This window comes from Alcanivorax limicola (assembly GCF_019931215.1).
GTDB lineage: Bacteria > Pseudomonadota > Gammaproteobacteria > Pseudomonadales > Alcanivoracaceae > Isoalcanivorax > Isoalcanivorax limicola.
Window position 1 is genome coordinate 411,928 of the sequence record NZ_JAIOUB010000004.1, and the last position, 20,630, is coordinate 432,557.

The window sequence follows — 20,630 nt, forward strand, 5'->3', positions numbered from 1 at the left end:
TCCCAAAGGCAAACTTTTAGTGAGAAATGGGAGACCTGACCCCAGAGACCGCATCCCCGGTCCCTGGTTACTCTCCACACTTCTCTCTGAATAGCGAAAGCGGCATATCGCCCAGGCTGGATATCCTCTCCCCTCGGTAAGTCATTGACACACTCATCCGTGCCGGCGATCCGGTGAAGAACAGTATCACGCCATCCCCATGACTACGGCCTTCCATCGGATAGTAACTGGACCCCGGATGCTCATCACCCACATCATAATATGACACTGTGCCCGGCTCTTTTTTGAGAATATCCGTTATGATTGCCCGCATCCTGCCATCGCTGCCCTCTTTATATTCCGCCACTGCAATCACGCTGGCTTGCTCGATCTGTTCTTCAAGTGGCAGCTCGTAGAAGGGCCTACCAGGCTCACTGTGCTGAGCCGAAACCGACATCGGGAAATCTTCCTGAAATCCGTCGGACTGCGCAGACCAAGATTCATTGAACTGGCTAATGTAGGGCGGAGCAAGCATCCAGGGGATAATTGACACAACTGCATTAATGAGCAAGGCAACCACAGCCGCCCAGACAGCTATGACAAGCCTGTTAACCGCAGCTCTGATTAGTTCACTTTCTGATTTCATCTTCCCTTCCTCTATGTCTGACACCCAATGGGCGCCCCAATCCATATTATGTACGAACGTCACCAGGGTCAGGTCTCTCATTTCCTAAAGAAAAACTTTTAGTGAGAAATGGGAGACCTGACCCCAGGGACTGTGACCCCAGGGACTGCGCAAAAACATAAGGTTTGCTTCAGTCAGGCGGCGCAGCCTGTAGCACCACCGTCTCCCCATCATCCGGCACCCGCAACCGCTCCCCGAGACCCTGCTTGTCTCTCAGCGTTATCAGCTGCTCGCGCGTGACCGGACAGTGATCCAGCGCTTCAAGATGATTGGCGATAATCACGCCTTTTGTGATGCCGCTGACCGCCAGTATATCTTCAGCGCCCATGATGATCTCGCCACCCAGATCAAAGCGTGCACCGCCCGCCGGGAGCAGGCAGATATCCGGTTGCTCCCAGGTAATGAAATCCCTGATTTGCGCCGTCAGGATGGTATCCCCGGCGAGATAGAGCGACGGCTCCCCCGGGAACGTCAGAAAGTACCCATGCCCATGGGCCATGAAAGAGCCGACCAGACCCGTACCGTGCGTGCAGGGAACGGGAGTGACCTCTCCTGAGAGAAAGACCTGACGCCCTGACGCCAGCGGCTGCACCACCAGCCCCTTCTTGCGCAGAAAATCAGCATCCTCCGGCATGCAGAACACGGGGATCTGCCGCTCCCTGAGCCATTTACTGCCGGCACGATCAAGGTGGTCGAAATGACCCTTCTGACAATGGGTAATCAGGGCGTGGGTCACCGTTGAGAGCAGGGCCTCGGTATCAGCGGGCAGATCCACCAGCGGGTTGCGCCTGCGGCTTCGGGTGGCGTACTTCAAGGCCGGGATACTGCCCTTGGGGGCCAGCATGGGGTCGACCAGGATACGATAGCCCCCGGTAGAGATCAGTATTGTGGCGTTGCGCAGTTGGGTGATTTTCATAGCAACCTCTTCTTGTTGAGGTAGCTATTGTGCGGACCTTCGCCTGCCGCTACGCTGGCATTAATCGACATAATTAGTGCGAATCATGCCAACATGAAGATCGGCCTGGTGATTTACCCCGACTGCCTGCCTGCGGGCCTGTTTGCGTTCTCGGACTTGCTCCTGGCGGCCAATCTGCGCCTGGGACGCCGCCGCTTCTCCTTTTGCTGGCTGAGCGAACCGGGCGGTGACATAGCCACGGCCAACGGGCTGACGCTGCCTACCGAACCGCTGGCTGATGCCACCGTCGACGCCGTACTGGTGCCCGGCGCCTGGCGGGACCGCAGCACCGCGATGGCCGCCACGGACAAGGGGCTGGTGCAGGCCCTTAAAGCGCTGCCACGAAGCACACGCTACTGGAGCTACTGCACCGGCGTCATGCTGGTGGCCAGTACCGGGCGCCTGGATAACGCGCCCGCTACCACGACCTGGTGGCTGCGCGAACTGGCGGGGCAGGCGTTTCCCGCCGTGCAATGGCGGCCCCATGAAACCCTGGTGTACGCCAGCCCCCATGCGACCGCCTCAGGCGTGAGCGGCTACCTGCCCCTCGCGCTGGCCATTCTGGAGGCCGAGTGCGGGGCGCCGATGGTGGCGGATATTCGGCGGCATATGGTGCTGCCTCGCCCGGAAGGCAAACAGACCCCGTTGCAGGATGTGCCCACACTGATCCAGCGCGGGGGCTGGTTGCGCACCCTGATTCAGCATATCGAGACCATGCCCGCGACCGAGCTGGATACCGCGAAGCTGGCCACCGCCATGAACACATCACCGCGCACCCTGCAGCGGCGTGTGCTCGAGAAAAGCGGCTATTCCTGCGGCAAGCTGATGCGGCTGGTGAAGATGAATCAGGTCGGTGAGCAGCTGATCAGCACAGAGCGACCGGTGGCGGTGATTGCCCATGGGCTTGGCTTTGCTGACGAGGCGAGTCTGAGGCGGTCTTTTCGGCAGGTTGCCGGGATGACGCCGGGGCAGTATCGGAAGCGGGGGTGATCCAGGAACCGGATGCCTGCCGCAACGAGCAGCTGGAGCAACCTGCCAACGGGGGAGGCTAGCTCCTTGATAAGGAGTAGGCCTTTATAGCTTCAATTAGGATCTTCGCGAAGTAAACATTGTATCGCAAAACTGAACTCTCGTGCGCGTATCGCCACTTTTCGAAACCGTCGCTGATAGAAATCAGTTCGCACTCCAACTGTGCTTCGCTCCAACCAAACTTTACTATCGAATGATGAGAAACAACCTCTTTCCTCACTGATGTCGGAAGTGCCTTGAAAAGCTTAGCGATATTGTGCCCTCTGGGGATCTTTCCTTCTACCACGCGATGCAGCTCCTTCAAGTGCAACTCGACAGAGAATGCCAAGCAAACGATATCGATGCCCATCGCCGGACGCGAGCCATAGGCAGCCGAAGAAGATACTTTTTCTGCGGAACCTGTCCTCTGATGGACCAGCAACTCATTGCTTTCTCTTAGGATCTCGTAGGCATTCAGGAAATCCTGTGCGTGTGTAGATAGGAAGCTCATGTAATTCTCCATTCTCGCTGATCTAACACCAGAGCGCACACATCATTGGGGGCAGGTCTCTCATTTCCCAAAGGAAAATTTTTATTGGGAAAAGGGGTATCTGACCCCATACATGCTACTGAACTGCTTGTCGGACAGCCGCCTATACTGCCGACGCCAGTTATAGATCTGGCCGGGGTGAATACCGAGTTCCTTCGCCACCTCGGCGGCACTGGTATTGGGATCATCGGCACGGCGTACCGCTTCGCGTCGAAAATCCTCAGTGTAGTGATTGTACTTGTTCCGGGTCTTTCTGGTCATAATGACACCCTCCGTTAAGTGGGGATTAGGTGTCTACTTTTCTTGGGGAACTCGGTAACGCTTGGCTCTGCGGCGTGCCGGAGCGCAGCGTAGGCACGTCCGGCAGAAGCCACTTGTTAGGGCATTATACGCGCCCTGGACGCCTGAAGTGACTGCGTGCCTGTTCGACTTTTTCCCTGAACACACATCCCTCAGAATGATCATTTATAAGGCCCATTGCCTGCATAAAGGCATAGACGGTTGTGGGGCCAACGAATTTCCAACCCTGCTTTTTCAGAGCCTTCGACAGTGCAATGGATTCCTCTGAAGTTGATGCTGTCTGTGGCTCAGGCAAACTATTCTCATCTGGTTCGAATCGTCAGAAGTAAGCGGCCAGCGACCCTTCCTGCTCCACAAGCTCTATCGCCCTTTTTGCATTGTTGATCACAGCTTCTATCTTTCCGCGATACCTGACAATTCCTTCATCCTTCAGTAATCGATCAATATCAGCGCTATTGTACTTTGCCACCACATTAAAATCGAAACTTGAAAAGGCAACACGAAAATTCTCTCGTTTAGCGAGAATCGTTCGCCAGCTCAAGCCAGATTGAAAGCTTTCGAGGCACAGCTTTTCAAACAGCCTGATATCGTCACCAACTGGATAGCCCCACTCATTATCGTGGTATTCAAAGAACTCCGGAGCCGCCGAACACCAGCTGCAACGCAACTCCCCATCAGGGCCTCGAACAGTAGAGTTCATCGCTCACCCCTCATTTGGCCAGAAGAAAGCCCAGACGCTCATCTGCTTTTTTTGTCTCAATTTCAAGTATTTCTGCCGTAACGACATTTTCGACCACAAACGGGTCTTGATTAACTCGGCTTTCAAGGGCTTCCCTTGACTCACCATGAGCAAGAACAGATCCTCCAAGACCGGGTTGAAGACTACCAACTACCAAGAAAACCTTATCCTCAAACCCCCGCTTGATCCATTGATTGTGGCCCTCCATAAAATCACTGGCCTTATCCTTATTTTCTGAAAACCGCAAAAGAACGACAAACATTAAAGCACCTCCGATTCAGTGTTGGTTGCAGTTTTAAAAGAGGCCAACCAGTCGTCTAGACGTTTTACCTCGCTGTGTATAAATTTCTCATCCTGGAATGCACTAGAAAGTGTCGCTACTCCTTGACTGAATGCGAGCAGGTGCATTGCCAGCTCATCTGCGTCATCAGAACGGCCAAGTTGCTCGAATTGTCGGCGCAACCAAGTTCTAAATAGCGTTAACAACTCGTTTGCATGGCTTCTTGCAGGATGATCCAGCTTGGCAAGTTCCGTACAGAGCGTCCCTACCGGACAGCCATAACGCTTAATTTTTGCCCGATTCATTACCAGAATATTGATGAAACTATGGATACGATCAGCTGGCGTATCGCCTTCTAGCTCCCAGTTATCGAGCATTGAGTTCGTGCGAACAAGGCGGTGACTGATTACGGCATTCAGAATTTCGTCCTTGGTCTTGAAGTGGTAATAGAAATTTCCTCGGGAAATGCCTAGAGCTCCCGCAATCTGCGCAAAAGATGTGTGCTCAAACCCCTGCTCATAGAACAGTTGATCTGCCTTATCGACGATGCGATCTCTTGTTAGCTTATTCGCCACCCGAGCGCCTCCTGACACCTCTGAACGCCATAGGACAACCGTCCTAATTCCAAATTTAGGACAGCTGACCTAATAAGTCAAGTGAGAAATATTCGCAGGTTGACGGGGCTGAGTACTCTGGGGCCCTAACGCAGCCAGCACGCGCGGCTTTGTAGTGAAGGCGAAGCCGCAACGGAAAAGCCGTCGCCGTGCCTGGCCTTGTTATAGCTTGCGGATTTTGTTTGCAACACCAAACCCTTTTTCCATCAACAGCGTCGATAACTCCGCTTTAGGGAGATTCAATTCTAACGAAACCCTTAAAGATCTTCTGACTATATCTTTTAGCTGCAAAACATCGGCTTTAGTAATCTTACTTTGATTTCCAGTATGGACTAGAACTGATCTTTTATCGTACAGATTCTTAACTAGCTTAAACACCGAATTTGATTCTGCTTTTGTTTTACCGAGTAGAACTGCACAACCACGAGAAACTCGAAATCTAAGCTCGGAATTTGCATCGTTATGGAGGGCTTCTAGTGATATCATGAGCGACAAAAATTCCAGCTGGTATTGGGATATCGAATAGGATAGCTCAAAATTTTGGACGGCAAACTGAAGATATTTATGCTTAGAATCAATCAGACCATCCGACAAATATGCGTTCGCTTCACGAAGTTCTCTCCTTGTAAGGAAAAACAACCGATTTTCGCATGCCGATGTAGACTCTCTTGAGCTGTCCATTTCCCAAGAATCATCTTCAATCCTAAAAAATAATTCCAAGCTTAATCGAATGGATCCTTCCTTCAACAACCTGAGCTTCCGAATTTGGCCTTGAAGATAGTCAATTATCTTATCTTGATATGCGTGCTCTACATCCCAATAGGCTACTCTTGCTTCAATGTCGTCAGCTTCACCGCTATACTCAGGATAATCATGTAAAGTCTTGCGAATTAGATAAACATAATCTGGTCTTTTGAATTTATCTTGAGAGCAGCAACCCCAATCATAATCTAATTTAAACCATACATCCGCAATACCAAAATCTTCCTCACAAATATGAGCAAACTCGCTCATATCCATCGCTTCTACAACAAACCCTCGGCCAAAATCGATTTCGAGAATGGAATGATCAACATTCCCAAGTAATCCTAAGAACTCCATTTGTAACTCTCTGAGCTATAACGCCAGCGCACAACGGCGCCCTTGTAATGGAGGCGCAGCCGCAATGTAAAGGGCGTCCGGCGGCCGTAGGCCGCGAATTGATGCGCCTTGTTAGGCACCGCGACCTCGATTTTCAGGATAGATAACATACGTTTTCACATTACTTAGTTCATACTTGATGACTGCACTAAACTTCGAGATCAGAGAGCGCATGGCCGTATTGTCGTTGGCGACAACCAACTCAATTGGAAGATCGAGGTCTAGAAGATGAGATATGGTACTTTTCCCTATCCCCTTCCTTTTTCCAGCCTCGCAGACATGAAGCTCATGCAAATACAGGGTCGTCGTATCTGGCACCTCTAAGCAGGTATTCGTTATTTCAGCTTCGCAAAAACCCGCAATTCTTTGCTGATACAATATTAAGCAAACATTGCCCGTATCTTTTTCACTGTAAACTCTCTGAGAATACGGGTAGTTACTTCTAGTTTCATTAACAAAGGAAAGAATCTCCTCTGACTTTCCTTTATCAATATAACGTTTAAATTTTCTTAGCTTGATCATTTTAACGCCTAAAAGGTATTAGGACGCCGGCGCATATATCCAATAACGACGCCGGCGGCCTATCACAATATGCAATTTCGCATATTGAAAAATAATGCTTTTTATTCAATGGGTTGTGGCGCGCATGCGCCTTGCTTTCCCAATAACAGCGCCTTCTTCTTTTCCCATTTCAATAACACTGTCCAAACCGGAGGGGATTCCAGACACGCTACCGCCCTACCCGACATACCACGCATCATCCCATTCAGCGGCGAGCATCTTGCTGTGTTGCGTTGTATTGAAGAAGGCATTGCAGGCAGCACCTCTGCTGGGTGCTTGTCCGGCTTGCCAGTAACCCTGCGCTTGATACTGCCGCGCCGGGCAGGTGAAGGCAACCCTGTCGGGATGAGGTGCCGGGCGAAAAAAAGGGAGCCATACGGCTCCCCTTTTCCTTGCCCGAGGGCATCAGCTTCCCACAACACCCCCGTCGTCCTTGGTAATCACCACCGTCGCAGAGCGCGGATAGATGTTGTTGTCGTAATCCGGCCAGCGGCTGTTGATGTTGCCGGTCGCAAAGTCTGCTGCGCTGGTGGTGGCGCCCGGGTGCTGCACGTTCATGAACATGGTCTTGCCATCCGGGGTGGTGACCACGCCGGTGATTTCCTGGCCTTGGGGCCCGGTCAGGAAGCGGCGGATCTCGCCGGTGATCGGGTTGGCGGCCAGCATGGCGTTGTTGCCGAACACTTCGAAGATGCCGCTGTTCATCACGCTCTCGCTGATATCGCTCTGAATCCACAGGCGGCGGTCGTGGTCGAACCAGAGGCCGTCCGGGGAGCAGAAGATATTGTCGTCGGTCAGCGCGTTGCCGGCCAGGTCTTCGCTGTTGTCCTGGTCGCCGGCCAGCACGAACAGGTCCCAGGTGAAGTGCACGGCGGTGGGCAGGTCGTTGCCTTCTTTCCAGCGGATGATATGGCCGAAGGGGTTGGGGCCACGGGGGTTGGCGTTATCCACGTCAGAGCTGCTGCCACGGCCGCTGTTGTTGGTCAGCGTGAAGTAGACAGAGCCGTCCACCGGGTCTACCGCGCCCCACTCGGGACGGTCCATTTTGGTGGCGCCGACGAAGTCGGCAGCGGTGCGGGTGTTCACCAGCACGTCGGCCTGGCTGGTGAAGCCGTTGGCATCGGTCAGGCCGTGCTGGCCGTATACCAGCGGTAGCCATTCGCCGGTGCCGTCGTCGTTGAAGCGGGCGACATACAGGGTGCCGCTGTCCAGCAGGTGGCCGCCGGCGGTGGCCTTGTTGTACAGCTGCGCCGATACGAATTTGTAGATGTACTCGTTGCCGGCGTCGTCGCCGGAGTAGCACACCACGGGAATGCCTTCCACGGCGCGGGCAAATACAACACCTTCGTGGGCAAAGCGGCCCAGGGCGGTGCGCTTCACCGGCGTGCTGTGTTCATCAAACGGGTCGATTTCCACCATCCAGCCGAAGCCATTGGTCTCGTTGCGATAGTCTTCCAGCGCAGAACCGGCGGTAGCGCCGACATCGAAGCGGGCAAAGCGCTGTTGGTTGATGGCCGCATCTTCATCCGCCTGTTCCCAGCGGTAGCGGGAGGACTGGCCGGAATGACGCACGCCGTAGCGGGCTTGCTCGCGGGGGCGCTCCGCTGCGGCTGCCGTGCTGTTACGGAAGTAGCCGGCCCAGTTTTCTTCTGCCGCCAGATAGGTGTTCCAGGGGGTGACGCCGTGGGCGCAGTTGTTCAGGGTGCCGCGGGTCCGGGTGCCTTCCGGGCTGAACAATGTCTTGACGAAATCCGAGCCGCGCACGGGGCCGCTGATTTCCATTTCGGTGAGGCCGGTAATGCGGCGGTTGCGCGGATCAGCCACCATGGCCCAATGGCCGCCTGGCTGCTTCTGGACACGCACCACGCTGACACCGTGCGCATTGATTTCCTTGAGCACTTCATCGGCATCCCGGTCGTTGTTGGCGTTCAACACGGTGAGGCCGTTGCGATCCAAAGAGAGGCCGACGGCGGTCATGTGCATGAAGCGCGGCTCAACATATTCATGGTTCATCACCAGCAGGCCGTCTTCCGAGCTGCCGGTCCAGGGGTCTTCCCCTTCGATGGGGAAGAAATGCATGCCGTCGTGGTGCGAGCCCATCTGCATGCCTTGCTCTTCACCGCTGTTGATCAGGTCATAGGCAGGCATGGTGCCGGTAATCGGCTCGCCCCACGGCAGGATAGCCTCAGCCGTGTAGCCTTCGGGGACCACCACAGTGTCTGCATCGCTCACCGGCACCGGCGCGAAGCCGATGCGCGGCCCCGCAGCGCCGCCACCGGAGGAACTGGAGCCGCCACAGCCCGCGACACCAGCGCCCAGAAAGCCGATGGCGGCTACGCCGAGGGAGCCCTTCAGCAGGGTACGGCGCGAATAACGGGCCTGGATGATATCGGCGAAATGACGGTTATCAGAATGGTTGCTCATGGGCTCATCGCCCTGCGCCAACATGTCAGGGGTCACAGGATCCAGCGTCTTCATCGGAATCTTCCTCGGTAACAATGGGAGGGAATCGGGTTCTGGTCGACATTAGGAAAGGCGCGTTAAACGCCGGTTATCGCGGCGTTACCGTCTTGTTGATGCGACGTGGCAGTCCTGTGACAACCTGCCCTTCATGCGGGGAGTGCTATACACTTCCGGTACTCGCGCGGCCCGCGCCACCCCACCGGAACAGATTGAGGTTTGCGATGAAATACAAGGATTTACGGGACTTTATCCAGCAGCTCGAACAGCTTGGCGAGTTGAAACGCATCCGGGTGGAAGTGGACCCGAATCTGGAAATGACCGAGATCTGCGACCGCACTCTGCGCGCCGGTGGCCCGGCGCTGTTGTTCGAAAATGTGAAGGGCAGCGCAATTCCGGTGCTCGGCAATCTGTTCGGCACCACCCGCCGCGTTGCGTTGGGCATGGGGCGCGAGGATGTCAGCGAATTGCGCGAGCTGGGCGAACTGTTGGCCTTTTTGAAAGAGCCGGAGCCGCCCAAGGGCTTCCGCGATGCGCTGTCCAAGCTGCCGATTCTCAAGCAGGTGCTGGCCATGAACCCGAAGGTGGTGGGTTCACCAGATTGCCAGCAGCGCGTTATTGAAGGCAACGATGTGGATCTCTACCAGATTCCGATCCAGACCTGCTGGCCCGGCGATGCCGGGCCGTTGGTGACCTGGCCGCTGGTGATCACGCGGGGGCCGGACAAGACGCGCCAGAATCTGGGCATCTATCGGCAGCAGTTGATCGGCCGCAACCGGCTGATCATGCGCTGGCTGAGCCATCGTGGCGGGGCGCTGGATTTCCAGGCGTGGCAACAACAGCATCCGGGGGAGCCGTTCCCCGTGGCGGTGGCGCTGGGCGCCGATCCCGCCACCATTCTGGGCGCGGTGACGCCGGTGCCGGATACGCTGAGCGAATACGCCTTTGCCGGGCTGCTGCGCGGCGGCCGCACTGAAGTGGCCAACTGCCTGGGCAGTGATCTGCAAGTGCCAGCCAGTGCCGAGTTTGTGCTGGAAGGCTTTATTTATCCTGATGATTATGCGGAAGAAGGCCCCTTCGGCGATCACACCGGCTATTACAATGAGGTGGATCAGTTCCCGGTCTTTACCGTGGAGCGCATTACTCATCGCCGTGACCCGATCTACCACAGCACCTACACCGGCCGCCCGCCGGATGAGCCGGCGATTCTGGGTGTGGCCATGAATGAGCTGTTCGTGCCGATCCTGCGCAAGCAGTTCCCGGAAATCACGGACTTCTATCTGCCGCCGGAGGGCTGCTCTTACCGGGTTGCCGTGGTGACCATGAAGAAACAGTACCCGGGGCACGCCAAGCGCGTGATGATGGGGGTGTGGTCATTTCTGCGGCAGTTCATGTACACCAAGTTCGTGATTGTTTGCGATGATGACGTCAACGCGCGGGACTGGAAGGATGTCATCTGGGCCATGACCACGCGCATGGACCCGGCCCGGGACACGCTGCTGGTGGAGAACACGCCCATCGATTATCTGGATTTCGCCTCGCCGGTGTCTGGCCTGGGTTCCAAGATGGGGATGGACGCCACCAACAAATGGCCCGGTGAAACCACGCGCGAATGGGGCACGCCCATTATCATGGACGCAGCCGTCAAGCAGCGGGTGGATGATATCTGGGAGCAACTGGGTATTTCGCCAGACCCATCCGAAAGCAGTCAGTGAAGACAACGCCTAAGGAAGAAGACAGATGAGCTGGACCACCCGTGACATGCCCGACCAGCACGGTCGCACCGCCCTGATCACCGGCGCCAACAGCGGCATCGGCCTGGAAGCGGCCCGCGCCCTCGCCGCCCGCGGTGCCCATGTGATTCTGGCGTGCCGCAGCGAGGACAAAGCCGCTGCGGCCATGGCCGACATCCAGCGCAAGCTGCCTGATGCCTCGCTGGAATTCCTGCCGCTGGATCTGTCCTCCCAGAAGGCCGTGCACGAGAGCGCAGCGATTTTGCGCAGCCGACACAACAAGCTGGACTTGCTGATCAACAACGCCGGCATCATGTGGGTGCAGCGCTTGCTCACCGACGACGGTTTCGAGAGCCAGCTGGCCACCAATCATTTTGGCCACTTTGCGCTGACCGGTTTGCTGCTGGATCTGCTGGTGGATGTGCCCGGCTCGCGCATCGTGACGGTCAGCAGCATTGCTCACCGTGGCGGGCGCATCTGTTTTGATGATCTGTCACTGGCCAGTGGTTACAGCCGTCAGCGCGCCTATGCCCAGAGCAAGGTCGCCAACCTGATCTTTGCCATCGAGTTGCAACGGCGGCTGGCCGCTGCCGGGGCGCAGACCATTTCCGTGGCCTGTCATCCCGGTGTGTCCGGCACCAATCTGGTCAACCCCGGTGTGATCGAGCAAAGCCCGCTGAAGATTGGTGCGCTGGTCAAACTGATCATGCCGCTGGTGACCCAGAGCCCGAAAAACGGTGCGCTGCCCACGCTGTACGCCGCCACGGCCGATGTCACGCCTGGCGGCTACTATGGCCCCGCGCGCCTGAAAGAAACCATGGGCCCACCCACCGAGGCGTATGCCACCCGCTATGCCCGGGATGAAGAAATCGGTGAGCGTTTCTGGCATATGTCCTGTGCGTTGACTGATCTACACTACCCGGCCTGACACACTGCCGGAGCTCATCTTGAATCAGCCTGTCACCAGCCGCCTTGATCTGGTGCGCGAGTTCATTCTCGCGCACCCCCTGCACCATGCTTGCGAACTGGCCTTTGTCAGCGCCGCCGAGGGCAAGGCGACACTGACCTTTCAGATCAATGATTTTTGCGCCAGCCCTCAAGGCACGCTGCATGGCGGCATTCTGTATGCGCTGATGGACGTGAGCTGCTTTTTTGCTGTCGCGACCTTGCTGCCCGCTGATCAACACGCCGTTTCTGTGGATGTGGGCACAACGTTGCTGCGCGCCGGACAACGGGGCGACACGGTCTACTTGCGTGCCCATGTTGACCGCCTCGGCCGCACGCTGGCCGCCATGCGCGTCGAGGCCTCGGTCATCGTGAACGGAGAAGAGAAGCTGCTGGCCACCGGGCATGTCAACAAGGCGCTGATCAGTGCGCCTTAAATAATTCCCCCGTTTCAATAATCAGCTTATTATCCTCAACCTGTTACCCCAAGTACTCACCGTCATATCAAAAACAACGCGGAGGAACCGCAATGTCTTTCCTGAAACGTTCTGCACGGCTTGCGCTGTGTACCCTGCCGTGCCTGTACGGCACAGCCAACGCCTCAATGAGCTGGGATTATGTCGATCTGGCGCGCATCGTGGATGGCAAGTCATACGCTTTGCTACCGGACGAACGTGTCTATCTGAGCGGCTTTACGCTGGATACCGCGTTCTCCGTGCACGATCAGGTGCACCTGCGTGCAACGAGCCGCACCTGGGATGGCCGGGCACCGGGCCCAGGGGGCGGCTACGTGAACCTCAGCAATAACGACTGGCACAGCGTGGCCGTGGGCGCTCATCTGCCCTTCGAACTGGCCGGGGTGCCCATGCAGGCCTGGGGCAACGTTTCTCTGGACCACTACTCACTGGCTGGCATAACCGGCACGGGCGTCGGCGCGGGTGCAGGTGTGCGCGCCCAGGTACTGGACCCACTGGAAGTCGGCCTGTGGTATCGCATGGCCCGCACCGACGTGCGCCTTGGCAGCACCCTGGACATCGAGCCCTGGCTCGCAGGCATCAACCTGCTCTACAGCCTGTCGCCCAATGTCGCGCTGCACCTGGCCATGACACGCGGCGATCTGGAACTGGCACAATCGGGGACCTCCGAATCGTTCCGTACCAACACGACCGAACTGGGTCTGCGTTATATGTTCGACAACACCGGTCGCCGTGCCGGTGAGGCGCCAGCTCCCCTGTCCTACAACCAGATACAGATCGCTTATCTCTTCGACGGCGACCTGAAAGACGATAGCGGCGGCCCCGAGTGGGACCTGAACGAAGGCTTCCTGATCAGCGGCATGCTGTCGCCGCTGCCGCATATGTTCCTGGCCGCGACATTCCAGGGCACCAACTACGACGCATCCAGCGGCATGGGGCTCGAGTCCACCAACCCGCTGGATCACCTCTACATGGGGCCGGGCGCCTACTACACGCTGACACAGGGTGATCTGCACTACAGCGGTTACGCTCAGATCACTTACGACCGGCTTACTCTCATCGACGGCATCATCCTTCATGGCGAAGGTTTTCGCGTTGGTGCGCGGGCTGCCCTGGGGCACCTGATCGACGCTCATATCTACCATGGCGAGGCGCGCGCCCGTGAAGACATCGGCGGCACCGCGTTACGCCTCAAGCCTCGCACCACGGGCATCGAGCTGGGTAGCGCGCCGTTCGGGAACGGCTTCGGTGTCACTCTGGGCTATGAGGAAACCCGCTATCGCGCGCGTATTGGTGGCGATTTCAAGCTGGATACCAGCCACTGGCGTATCGGGGTACGGCAACAGTTCTGACGGGGATAGCGAACAGCGGTCCGACGCGCTCTGCGGCGCGCCGGGCCTCAGCCGCCGGTCATGTTCATGAAGCGCACCAGCTGCTCGCTGTCGTCATCCACACGAAAGTGATGCCGCTCCGGTTTGTTGTCCATGGCGGCCACGATGGCCGCCATCACCGGCTGATCGTCGTCGGGGTAATCCCGCAACAAGGGTTTGAGATCCACGCTGTGCTCGTTGCCCAGGCACAACAACAACCGCCCCTCCACCGTGACCCGCACGCGATTACACAGATGGCAGAAGTTGTGCGAGTGCGGTGAGATAAAGCCGACACGATTCGCCGCGCCAGCCACGTGCCAGTAACGCGATGGGCCTGCCGTGCTGTCGGTGGCCGGCACCAGCGTATAGCGTTGCGCGAGTGTGGCGCGCAGCTCGTCGGAGGAGACAAACATCTCTGCCCGGCTGTGCTCATCAATCGCGCCGAGGGGCATCTCTTCGATAAACGCGATGTCCAGATTGTTGTCCAGCGCAAACGCCGTCAGCCCCAGCACCTCGTCTTCATTGCGGCCGCGCATGATCACGCTGTTCAGGCGGATACGCTCGAAGCCCGCGTCCCGGGCGGCCTGAATACCGGCCAGCACATCGGCGAGCTTGCCGGTGCGGGTCAAGGCATGGAATCGGGCTTCATCCAGGCTGTCGAGGCTGATGTTCAGGCGTCTGACGCCCGCAGCGCGCAGCGCGGCCGCCTTGCTGGCCAACCGGCCCGCATTGGTGGTCAGCGTCAGCTCATCGAGCCCTGGCTCGGCGGCGATCCAGCCCGCCAGTTTCTCGATACCCGGGCGCACCAGCGGCTCGCCGCCGGTCAGCCGGATGCGCTTCACGCCCAGCGCCACAAACACGCGCGCCACCCGGTGCAGCTCTTCCAGAGAAAGGATGTCTGCGCGCGGCAGGAAGGTCATGTCCTCCGCCATGCAATAGACACAGCGGAAGTCACAGCGGTCTGTCACCGACAGCCGCACGTAGTCCACCCGGCGGCCGAACCCGTCAATCAGTTCACGTTGCGCCAGAGATTGAGTCAGAGATTGAGTCAGAGATTGCGTCATACTGTGAGTGTAGCCGCTATCCCGGAATGCAGCGACCTGCTGCGATGGCGGCCGGGCAAAGAAAACACGCAACCTGCTGATTATCTTCACTTTCCCGGCATAACTACGGAAAAAGAACCAGCCTGTTGGCCCGCCCTGCGGTGGCCAGCAGCGCCCCGGACCGTTAGCATGGGCCTTCCATTCATAGTCAATACCGGATTTTTCATGCAGATCGCAGACAATGCCGTAGTGGCAATCCACTACACCCTGACCGATGACGCGGGTACCACCCTGGACTCTTCCCGCGAGCGCGACGAACCACTGGCCTACCTGCACGGCCATGGCAACATCATCCCCGGCCTGGAAAATGCCCTCACCGGCAAGCAGGCGGGCGACAAGCTGAATGTCAAAGTGGAACCGGCTGAAGGCTACGGCGAACGTCATGACGGCCTGATCCAGACCGTGCCGCGCAATGCCTTTGAAGGCGTGGAAGAAGTGCTGCCAGGCATGCAGTTCCAGGCACAGACCGATGCCGGCCCGCGCCTGTTCACCATCACCGAAGTCGAAGGCGACAGCGTCACCGTGGATGGCAACCATCCGCTGGCGGGCTCGACCCTGAACTTCGATGTGGAAATTGCCGAAGTGCGCGAAGCCAGCGAAGAAGAGCTGGCCCATGGCCACGTTCACGGCGAAGGTGGCGTCGAACACTGACACGCCCTGCACAGGGCGCCGCGAGGCGCCCTTGCTCTGCTCTTGCACGGCCCTACTTGCGTAGCCACCGCACTGACCCGCTATACTGATTGTGCTGCACGGGGCTTGCCACATGGCGAGCGTCTTGCGACGGCGGAGCACTGTCGCCCCGCCGCTGCGGCAAGCGGGAGGCCGAATGCTCGACGACGCCGAACGACAGCACGATCTGCTCCTGGCACAACTGGACGCCATCGCGGCGACCCATATCGACCCTGCCTCTCTGGCTCGTTTTCGTCCCTTTCTGCATCACTACTATGAGATGGCCACACCAACGGCGCTGACAGCGCGCTCACCGGCGCAGTTGTTCCAGATCGCCTGGCAGCACTGGCTGCTCACCGAACAACGCGCCGCCGGCGAGATAAACCTGAAGGTGTCACCGCCCGCCGATGACAAGCCGGATGACTTTGCCTCTGTCAGTACCGTGATCGAGGACATGCCGTTTCTCATGGACTCCATCAGCATGGCTATCCGCGAGGCGGACAGCGCCATCGACTGGAGCGTGCATCCGCTGCTGCGCATTCGCCGCGACAACGCCGGGCGTTTGCAGCAGGTACTGGGTGCGGGTGACGACACATCGTCATCCCGCGCACTAACAGAATCACTGATCCATATGGAGTTCGAAGCGCTCACTGATGAGCAGGATTACGCGCAACTGACCGACACCATCCGGCAACTGTTGCATGACCTGCGCATCGTGGTCGAAGACTACCCCGCGATGCGCGACACCCTGCTGGCGCAAGCGGCCCGGCTACGCCAGGCGCCGCCCAACCTCGACCAGGACGAGTGCGATGAAGTCGCCGATTTTCTGCGCTGGCTGGCCGACGGGCATTTCACGTTCCTCGGCTATGCGCGCTCGCGCGCTGGCACGGATGCTGGTACGGATACTGGCACGGACAGCAGCCCGCACGGTGCCGCCCCGGAATTCCTGCTGCATACGCTGACAGAACATGGCCTGGGCCTGACCCGTGCCGACGCGCGGTTTGCCGACACCGATGAGTTCATCGCACCCGTGGAAGAACTGAAACGCCACGCGCAGTCAAATCATCTCCTGGTGGTGACCAAAGCCAACGCACGCTCGCCCATTCATCATCCGCAGTACATGGATATCATCAGCATCAAGCAATTTGATGCCAACGGCACGCTGGAAGAAACTCATCGGTTTATCGGGCTCTTTTCGCTGGACGTTTACATCAACCGCCCCAAGGACATTCCGCTGATCCGGCGCAAGGCGCAGTACGTGATCGACCGTTCGCGCTTGCCGGAGAATTCCTACTCCGGCAAGAACCTGCATGACATTTTGCATCAGCTCCCCCGGGACGAGCTATTCCAGTCCTCTGAAGACGAGCTGTATCACACCTGCATGGGCATTCGCGGGCTGCGTGACAGGCACCAGCTTCGCCTGTTCATGCGCCGGGACCGCTACGGGCGTTTTTATTCCTGCATGGTGTATTTGCCCCGTGATCGCTATACGCGAGAAATGCGCGACCGCATTGCCCAGGAACTGCTGCGCGTCTGCAACGGGCTCTCCATTGACCGCAATGTCGATTTCTTGCGCGGCGAGCTGGCGCGTATTCATTATATTGTGCGCACCGCGCCGGGCAGCCGCATCGGCCTGCGTACCGAGGAAGTGGAAGAGCGACTGATTGCCGCAACCCGCAGTTGGCGTGACCGCCTGCGCGACCAACTGACGCGCGACGCGCTTTCCATAGAGAACGCACAGACAGGGCAGCGCCTGGCGCGTCGCTTCTGCGATGCCTTTCCGCTGGCTTATACCAGCCACACCGATATCGTGGACGCGGCCACCGACATCCATTATCTCGCGCAACTGAACACGGATACGCCGGTGTTGCCGCGCCTGTTAGTGGACCGCGCGGCGGCCGGGCAATCCTGCCCGACGGCACTGCGGCTGTACTGTCTTGATCAGCCGGTGGCGCTGTCGGATGTATTACCCACGCTGGAAAATTTCGGCCTGCGCGTTATTCGTCAGGACCCGACACAGGTGACGCCGCGGGACGGTGGCACCTTGTGGATTCAGGCGTTCGATATCCAGGTGCAGGGAGATTGTGCGCTGAGCCAGGAGGCACTGAAATCCGTCTTCGAAACCGCTTTTCTGCAATGCTGGCATGGCGAAACCGAGAACGACAGCCTGAATCAGTTGACCATGAGTGCCGGGCTCGACTGGCGCCAGGTGGTCTGCCTGCGCACGCTGACGCGCTACCTGTTGCAGACCGGGCTGCCTTATTCACAACACTACATGGCAGAGTTGCTGGCCGAGCATTGTCAGTTTGCACGCCTGTTGGTCGAGCAATTTGAAACCCGCTTCGATCCGCAACTGGATGACAGCAGTCGCCAACAGCGGTCGCTGACCCTCGCCCAGGCGCTGGATCATCATCTTGATGCCGTCACCACCCTGGATGGTGATCGCGTGCTGCGCAGTTTTCTGGGCGTCGTGCGCGCCAGCCTGCGCACCAACTATTTCCAGCGCACGCCGGATGATTTACCGAAGCGCTATGTCAGCATCAAGCTGAACCCCGAGCTGGTGCCGGAACTGCCAGCACCACGGCCCATGTTCGAGGCCTTTGTCTATTCCCCCGAAATGGAAGCCATCCACCTGCGCGGTGGCAAGGTCGCCCGTGGCGGCCTGCGCTGGTCGGACCGGCGTGAGGATTTTCGTACCGAAGTGCTTGGGCTGGTGAAGGCGCAGATGGTGAAAAATGCCATCATCGTGCCGGTGGGCGCCAAAGGCGGGTTTGTGGTCAAGCGCGGCGACCCCACGGATCGCGAGGCCTGGCAGGCGGCAGGCAAAGCCTGTTATCGCACGTTTCTGTGCGGGCTGCTGGATATCACCGACAACCGCCGCGGGGATGACATTGTTCCGCCGGACAACGTCGTCCGCTATGACGATGATGATCCTTACCTGGTGGTTGCCGCAGATAAAGGCACCGCGACGTTCTCTGATGCGGCCAATGCCGTCGCCGAGGAATACGGTTTCTGGCTCGGCGACGCCTTTGCCTCGGGCGGTTCCGTCGGCTACGACCACAAGAAAATGGGCATTACCGCACGCGGCGCCTGGGAAAGTGTCAAACGCCATTTCCGCGAGGCGGGCAAGAATATTCAGGAAACCCCCTTTACCGTCATCGGCATCGGCGACATGTCCGGCGATGTCTTCGGCAACGGCATGCTGCTGTCCCCGCATATCCGCTTGCTTGCCGCATTCAATCACCTGCATATCTTTATCGACCCGGACCCGGACACCACGGCCAGCTTTGCCGAGCGGCAACGTCTGTTTGATCTGCCGCGCTCCAGCTGGAGCGATTATGACACCGGGCTCATCTCGCCCGGTGGCGGCGTCTGGCCGCGCAGCGCCAAGAGCATTCCGGTATCGGCAGCAATGCGCGCCATGCTGGATATCAACGACAAGGCACTGACCCCGGACGAACTGCTCAATGCCCTGCTGCGCGCACCGGTGGAACTGCTCTGGAACGGCGGCATCGGCACCTACATCAAGGCCAGCACGGAAAGCCATCAGGAGGTCGGCGACCGCGCCAATGATGCCTTGCGCGTTAATGCCCGCACATTGCGCTGCCAGGTGATCGGTGAAGGCGGCAATCTGGGCGTGACCCAGGCCGGCCGGGTTGAATTTGCCTTGCAGGGGGGACGCATCAACACGGACGCCATCGACAATGCCGGCGGCGTGCACAGTTCGGACCGCGAAGTGAATATCAAGATTCCGCTCAATGCGCTGATGCAAGCCGGTACGCTGACACGCGCACAGCGGGACCCGTTGCTCAGCAGCATGACCGACGAGCTGGCGGCGCAGGTGCTACGCGACAATGCCATTCAGAGCCTGGCATTGAGCCAGCTCGAACTTGAGGCCAATGAGCGCCTGGATGAGCACACCAACCTGATGCGGATTCTGGAACGCGACGGCCTGCTGGTGCGCGAACTGGAATATCTGCCCGACGATGAGGCGCTGGCTGAACGCCGCACACGCGGCGCCGGGCTGACGCGCCCGGAACTGGCCGTGCTGCTGGCCTACAGCAAGATTGCCGTGTTTGATCTGCTGTGCGCGTCTGATGTGCCGGACGATCGCTTTTTCGACCGGGAACTGCTCGCCTATTTCCCGCAGGCGCTGCAGGAAAAATACCGCGACAGCCTGCTGGATCATCGGCTGCGCCGCCAGATCATAGCCACGATACTTGCCAATGCGGTGGTCAACCGCATGGGCTTTTCGTTTGTGCACCGCCTGGCTGAAGATCATGACTTCAACCCGGCGCATGTCGTCAAGAGCCACGCCATGGCACACGCCATCTACGACGGCGATACCTACTGGGCGACACTCGACACGCTGGACAATCAGGTAGATGCCGCACTGCAACTGCGCCTGTATGCCAGAGTCGCCGGCTTGCTCAAATATGCCACCAGCTGGCTGCTGAACAATCAGTGGACTGACCGCAGCACCACTGACGCACTGGCGCATTTTCACGAACCCATCCGAAAACTGGAACGCACACTCCCCGATGCACTGACACCCCGTTATCGTGCGGACTGGGATGACGCCTTCGCTGCCATGCAGGAGCAAGGCGTACCGAATGACGTCGCGCGCATCATGGCCAACACACTCGTGCTGGGCAGTGCACCGGACATCATTACCCTGGCCGCCAGCAGCGGCCACACCACGGAAACAACAGCCGCCTGCTACTTCCTGGCCGGTGACCGCCTGAACATTCTCTGGCTGCTCTCCGCCATCATCAATCTTGCCGTGCAGGACAAGTGGCAGGCACTCGCCCGCACCAACTTGCGCGAAGACACCTACCGGCTGCACCGGCAGGTAACGGAAACCCTGCTGGCATATCCTGGTGAGACAGCCGAGGCAAAATTCGCCGCCTGGGAGGCGGCGCACGGGACCCGGATCGCCTTTGGCATTCGCCGCATGGAGAGCTTGCAGGCGCAGAACCCGACAGATTTCATGACGCTTGCGGTCGGCGTCAGGGAGCTGCGCAAACTGCGCAGCCTCCCCCGCCCGGAAGCTTAACCGTCAG

At 58.4% G+C, this 20,630-nt stretch carries 17 protein-coding genes and 1 pseudogene; 7 read left to right on the forward strand and 11 right to left on the reverse strand.

The window, feature by feature from the left end; genetic code table 11:
* Positions 1–67: 67 nt before the first annotated feature.
* On the reverse strand, positions 68–625 hold the full coding sequence (locus K8B33_RS14690; RefSeq protein ID WP_223427841.1) for a hypothetical protein: 558 nt from the start codon (positions 623–625) through the stop codon (positions 68–70).
* A 169-nt stretch (positions 626–794) separates the two neighbouring features.
* Positions 795–1,580, reverse strand: coding sequence for an MBL fold metallo-hydrolase (locus K8B33_RS14695; RefSeq protein ID WP_223427843.1), 786 nt, complete (start codon positions 1,578–1,580; stop codon positions 795–797).
* Between the two features lie 93 nt (positions 1,581–1,673).
* Here K8B33_RS14695 and K8B33_RS14700 point away from each other — a divergent pair, with 93 nt between their 5' ends.
* A complete protein-coding gene (locus K8B33_RS14700; protein WP_223427845.1) occupies positions 1,674–2,609 on the forward strand; it encodes a GlxA family transcriptional regulator in 936 nt (311 codons plus the stop codon).
* Between the two features lie 58 nt (positions 2,610–2,667).
* Here the strand turns inward: K8B33_RS14700 and K8B33_RS14705 are convergent, their stop codons facing one another.
* From K8B33_RS14705 to K8B33_RS14740, 8 genes and pseudogenes are all read right to left on the reverse strand, one after another.
* Entirely contained in the window at positions 2,668–3,138 is a 471-nt protein-coding gene (locus K8B33_RS14705) for a hypothetical protein (protein ID WP_223427847.1), read from the reverse strand.
* A gap of 81 nt (positions 3,139–3,219) precedes the next feature.
* Positions 3,220–3,438 (reverse strand): transposase, encoded by a 219-nt coding sequence (locus tag K8B33_RS14710; RefSeq protein ID WP_223427848.1) that lies wholly within the window; start codon positions 3,436–3,438, stop codon positions 3,220–3,222.
* A 124-nt stretch (positions 3,439–3,562) separates the two neighbouring features.
* Positions 3,563–4,177, reverse strand: a pseudogene (locus K8B33_RS14715) (DNA-3-methyladenine glycosylase I).
* Between the two features lie 10 nt (positions 4,178–4,187).
* Positions 4,188–4,478 (reverse strand): YciI family protein, encoded by a 291-nt coding sequence (locus K8B33_RS14720; protein ID WP_223427849.1) that lies wholly within the window; start codon positions 4,476–4,478, stop codon positions 4,188–4,190.
* A complete protein-coding gene (locus K8B33_RS14725) occupies positions 4,478–5,071 on the reverse strand; it encodes a TetR/AcrR family transcriptional regulator (protein ID WP_223427850.1) in 594 nt (197 codons plus the stop codon). Before K8B33_RS14725 ends, K8B33_RS14720 begins: the two co-directional genes overlap by 1 nt.
* A gap of 201 nt (positions 5,072–5,272) precedes the next feature.
* A complete protein-coding gene (locus K8B33_RS14730; RefSeq protein ID WP_223427851.1) occupies positions 5,273–6,211 on the reverse strand; it encodes a HEPN domain-containing protein in 939 nt (312 codons plus the stop codon).
* Positions 6,212–6,322: 111 nt separating this feature from the next.
* On the reverse strand, positions 6,323–6,772 hold the full coding sequence (locus K8B33_RS14735; protein ID WP_223427852.1) for a GNAT family N-acetyltransferase: 450 nt from the start codon (positions 6,770–6,772) through the stop codon (positions 6,323–6,325).
* Positions 6,773–7,216: 444 nt separating this feature from the next.
* On the reverse strand, positions 7,217–9,289 hold the full coding sequence (locus K8B33_RS14740; RefSeq protein ID WP_223427854.1) for a PhoX family protein: 2,073 nt from the start codon (positions 9,287–9,289) through the stop codon (positions 7,217–7,219).
* A 206-nt stretch (positions 9,290–9,495) separates the two neighbouring features.
* Here K8B33_RS14740 and ubiD point away from each other — a divergent pair, with 206 nt between their 5' ends.
* The 4 genes from ubiD to K8B33_RS14760 all read left to right on the forward strand — a co-directional run bounded on the left by ubiD (position 9,496) and on the right by K8B33_RS14760 (position 13,777).
* Positions 9,496–10,986 carry a 4-hydroxy-3-polyprenylbenzoate decarboxylase gene (ubiD, locus tag K8B33_RS14745; RefSeq protein WP_223427856.1) on the forward strand — a complete coding sequence of 497 codons (1,491 nt, stop codon included), beginning with the start codon at positions 9,496–9,498 and terminating at the stop codon, positions 10,984–10,986.
* Positions 10,987–11,011: 25 nt separating this feature from the next.
* Positions 11,012–11,932 carry an oxidoreductase gene (locus tag K8B33_RS14750; RefSeq protein WP_223427858.1) on the forward strand — a complete coding sequence of 307 codons (921 nt, stop codon included), beginning with the start codon at positions 11,012–11,014 and terminating at the stop codon, positions 11,930–11,932.
* A gap of 19 nt (positions 11,933–11,951) precedes the next feature.
* Entirely contained in the window at positions 11,952–12,386 is a 435-nt protein-coding gene (locus tag K8B33_RS14755) for a PaaI family thioesterase (RefSeq protein ID WP_223427860.1), read from the forward strand.
* Positions 12,387–12,478: 92 nt separating this feature from the next.
* Positions 12,479–13,777 carry a hypothetical protein gene (locus K8B33_RS14760; RefSeq protein WP_223427861.1) on the forward strand — a complete coding sequence of 433 codons (1,299 nt, stop codon included), beginning with the start codon at positions 12,479–12,481 and terminating at the stop codon, positions 13,775–13,777.
* 47 nt (positions 13,778–13,824) lie between these two features.
* Here K8B33_RS14760 and moaA read toward each other — a convergent pair whose 3' ends face one another.
* Positions 13,825–14,859, reverse strand: a complete 1,035-nt coding sequence (gene moaA / locus K8B33_RS14765; RefSeq protein WP_223427862.1) for a GTP 3',8-cyclase MoaA — start codon at positions 14,857–14,859, stop codon at positions 13,825–13,827.
* 204 nt (positions 14,860–15,063) lie between these two features.
* Here moaA and K8B33_RS14770 point away from each other — a divergent pair, with 204 nt between their 5' ends.
* Positions 15,064–15,549: an FKBP-type peptidyl-prolyl cis-trans isomerase gene (locus K8B33_RS14770; protein ID WP_223427863.1), complete on the forward strand. Its 486-nt coding sequence runs from the start codon at positions 15,064–15,066 to the stop codon at positions 15,547–15,549.
* A gap of 175 nt (positions 15,550–15,724) precedes the next feature.
* Positions 15,725–20,623 carry an NAD-glutamate dehydrogenase gene (locus K8B33_RS14775; protein WP_223427866.1) on the forward strand — a complete coding sequence of 1,633 codons (4,899 nt, stop codon included), beginning with the start codon at positions 15,725–15,727 and terminating at the stop codon, positions 20,621–20,623.
* The last annotated feature ends 7 nt before the right edge of the window (positions 20,624–20,630 follow it).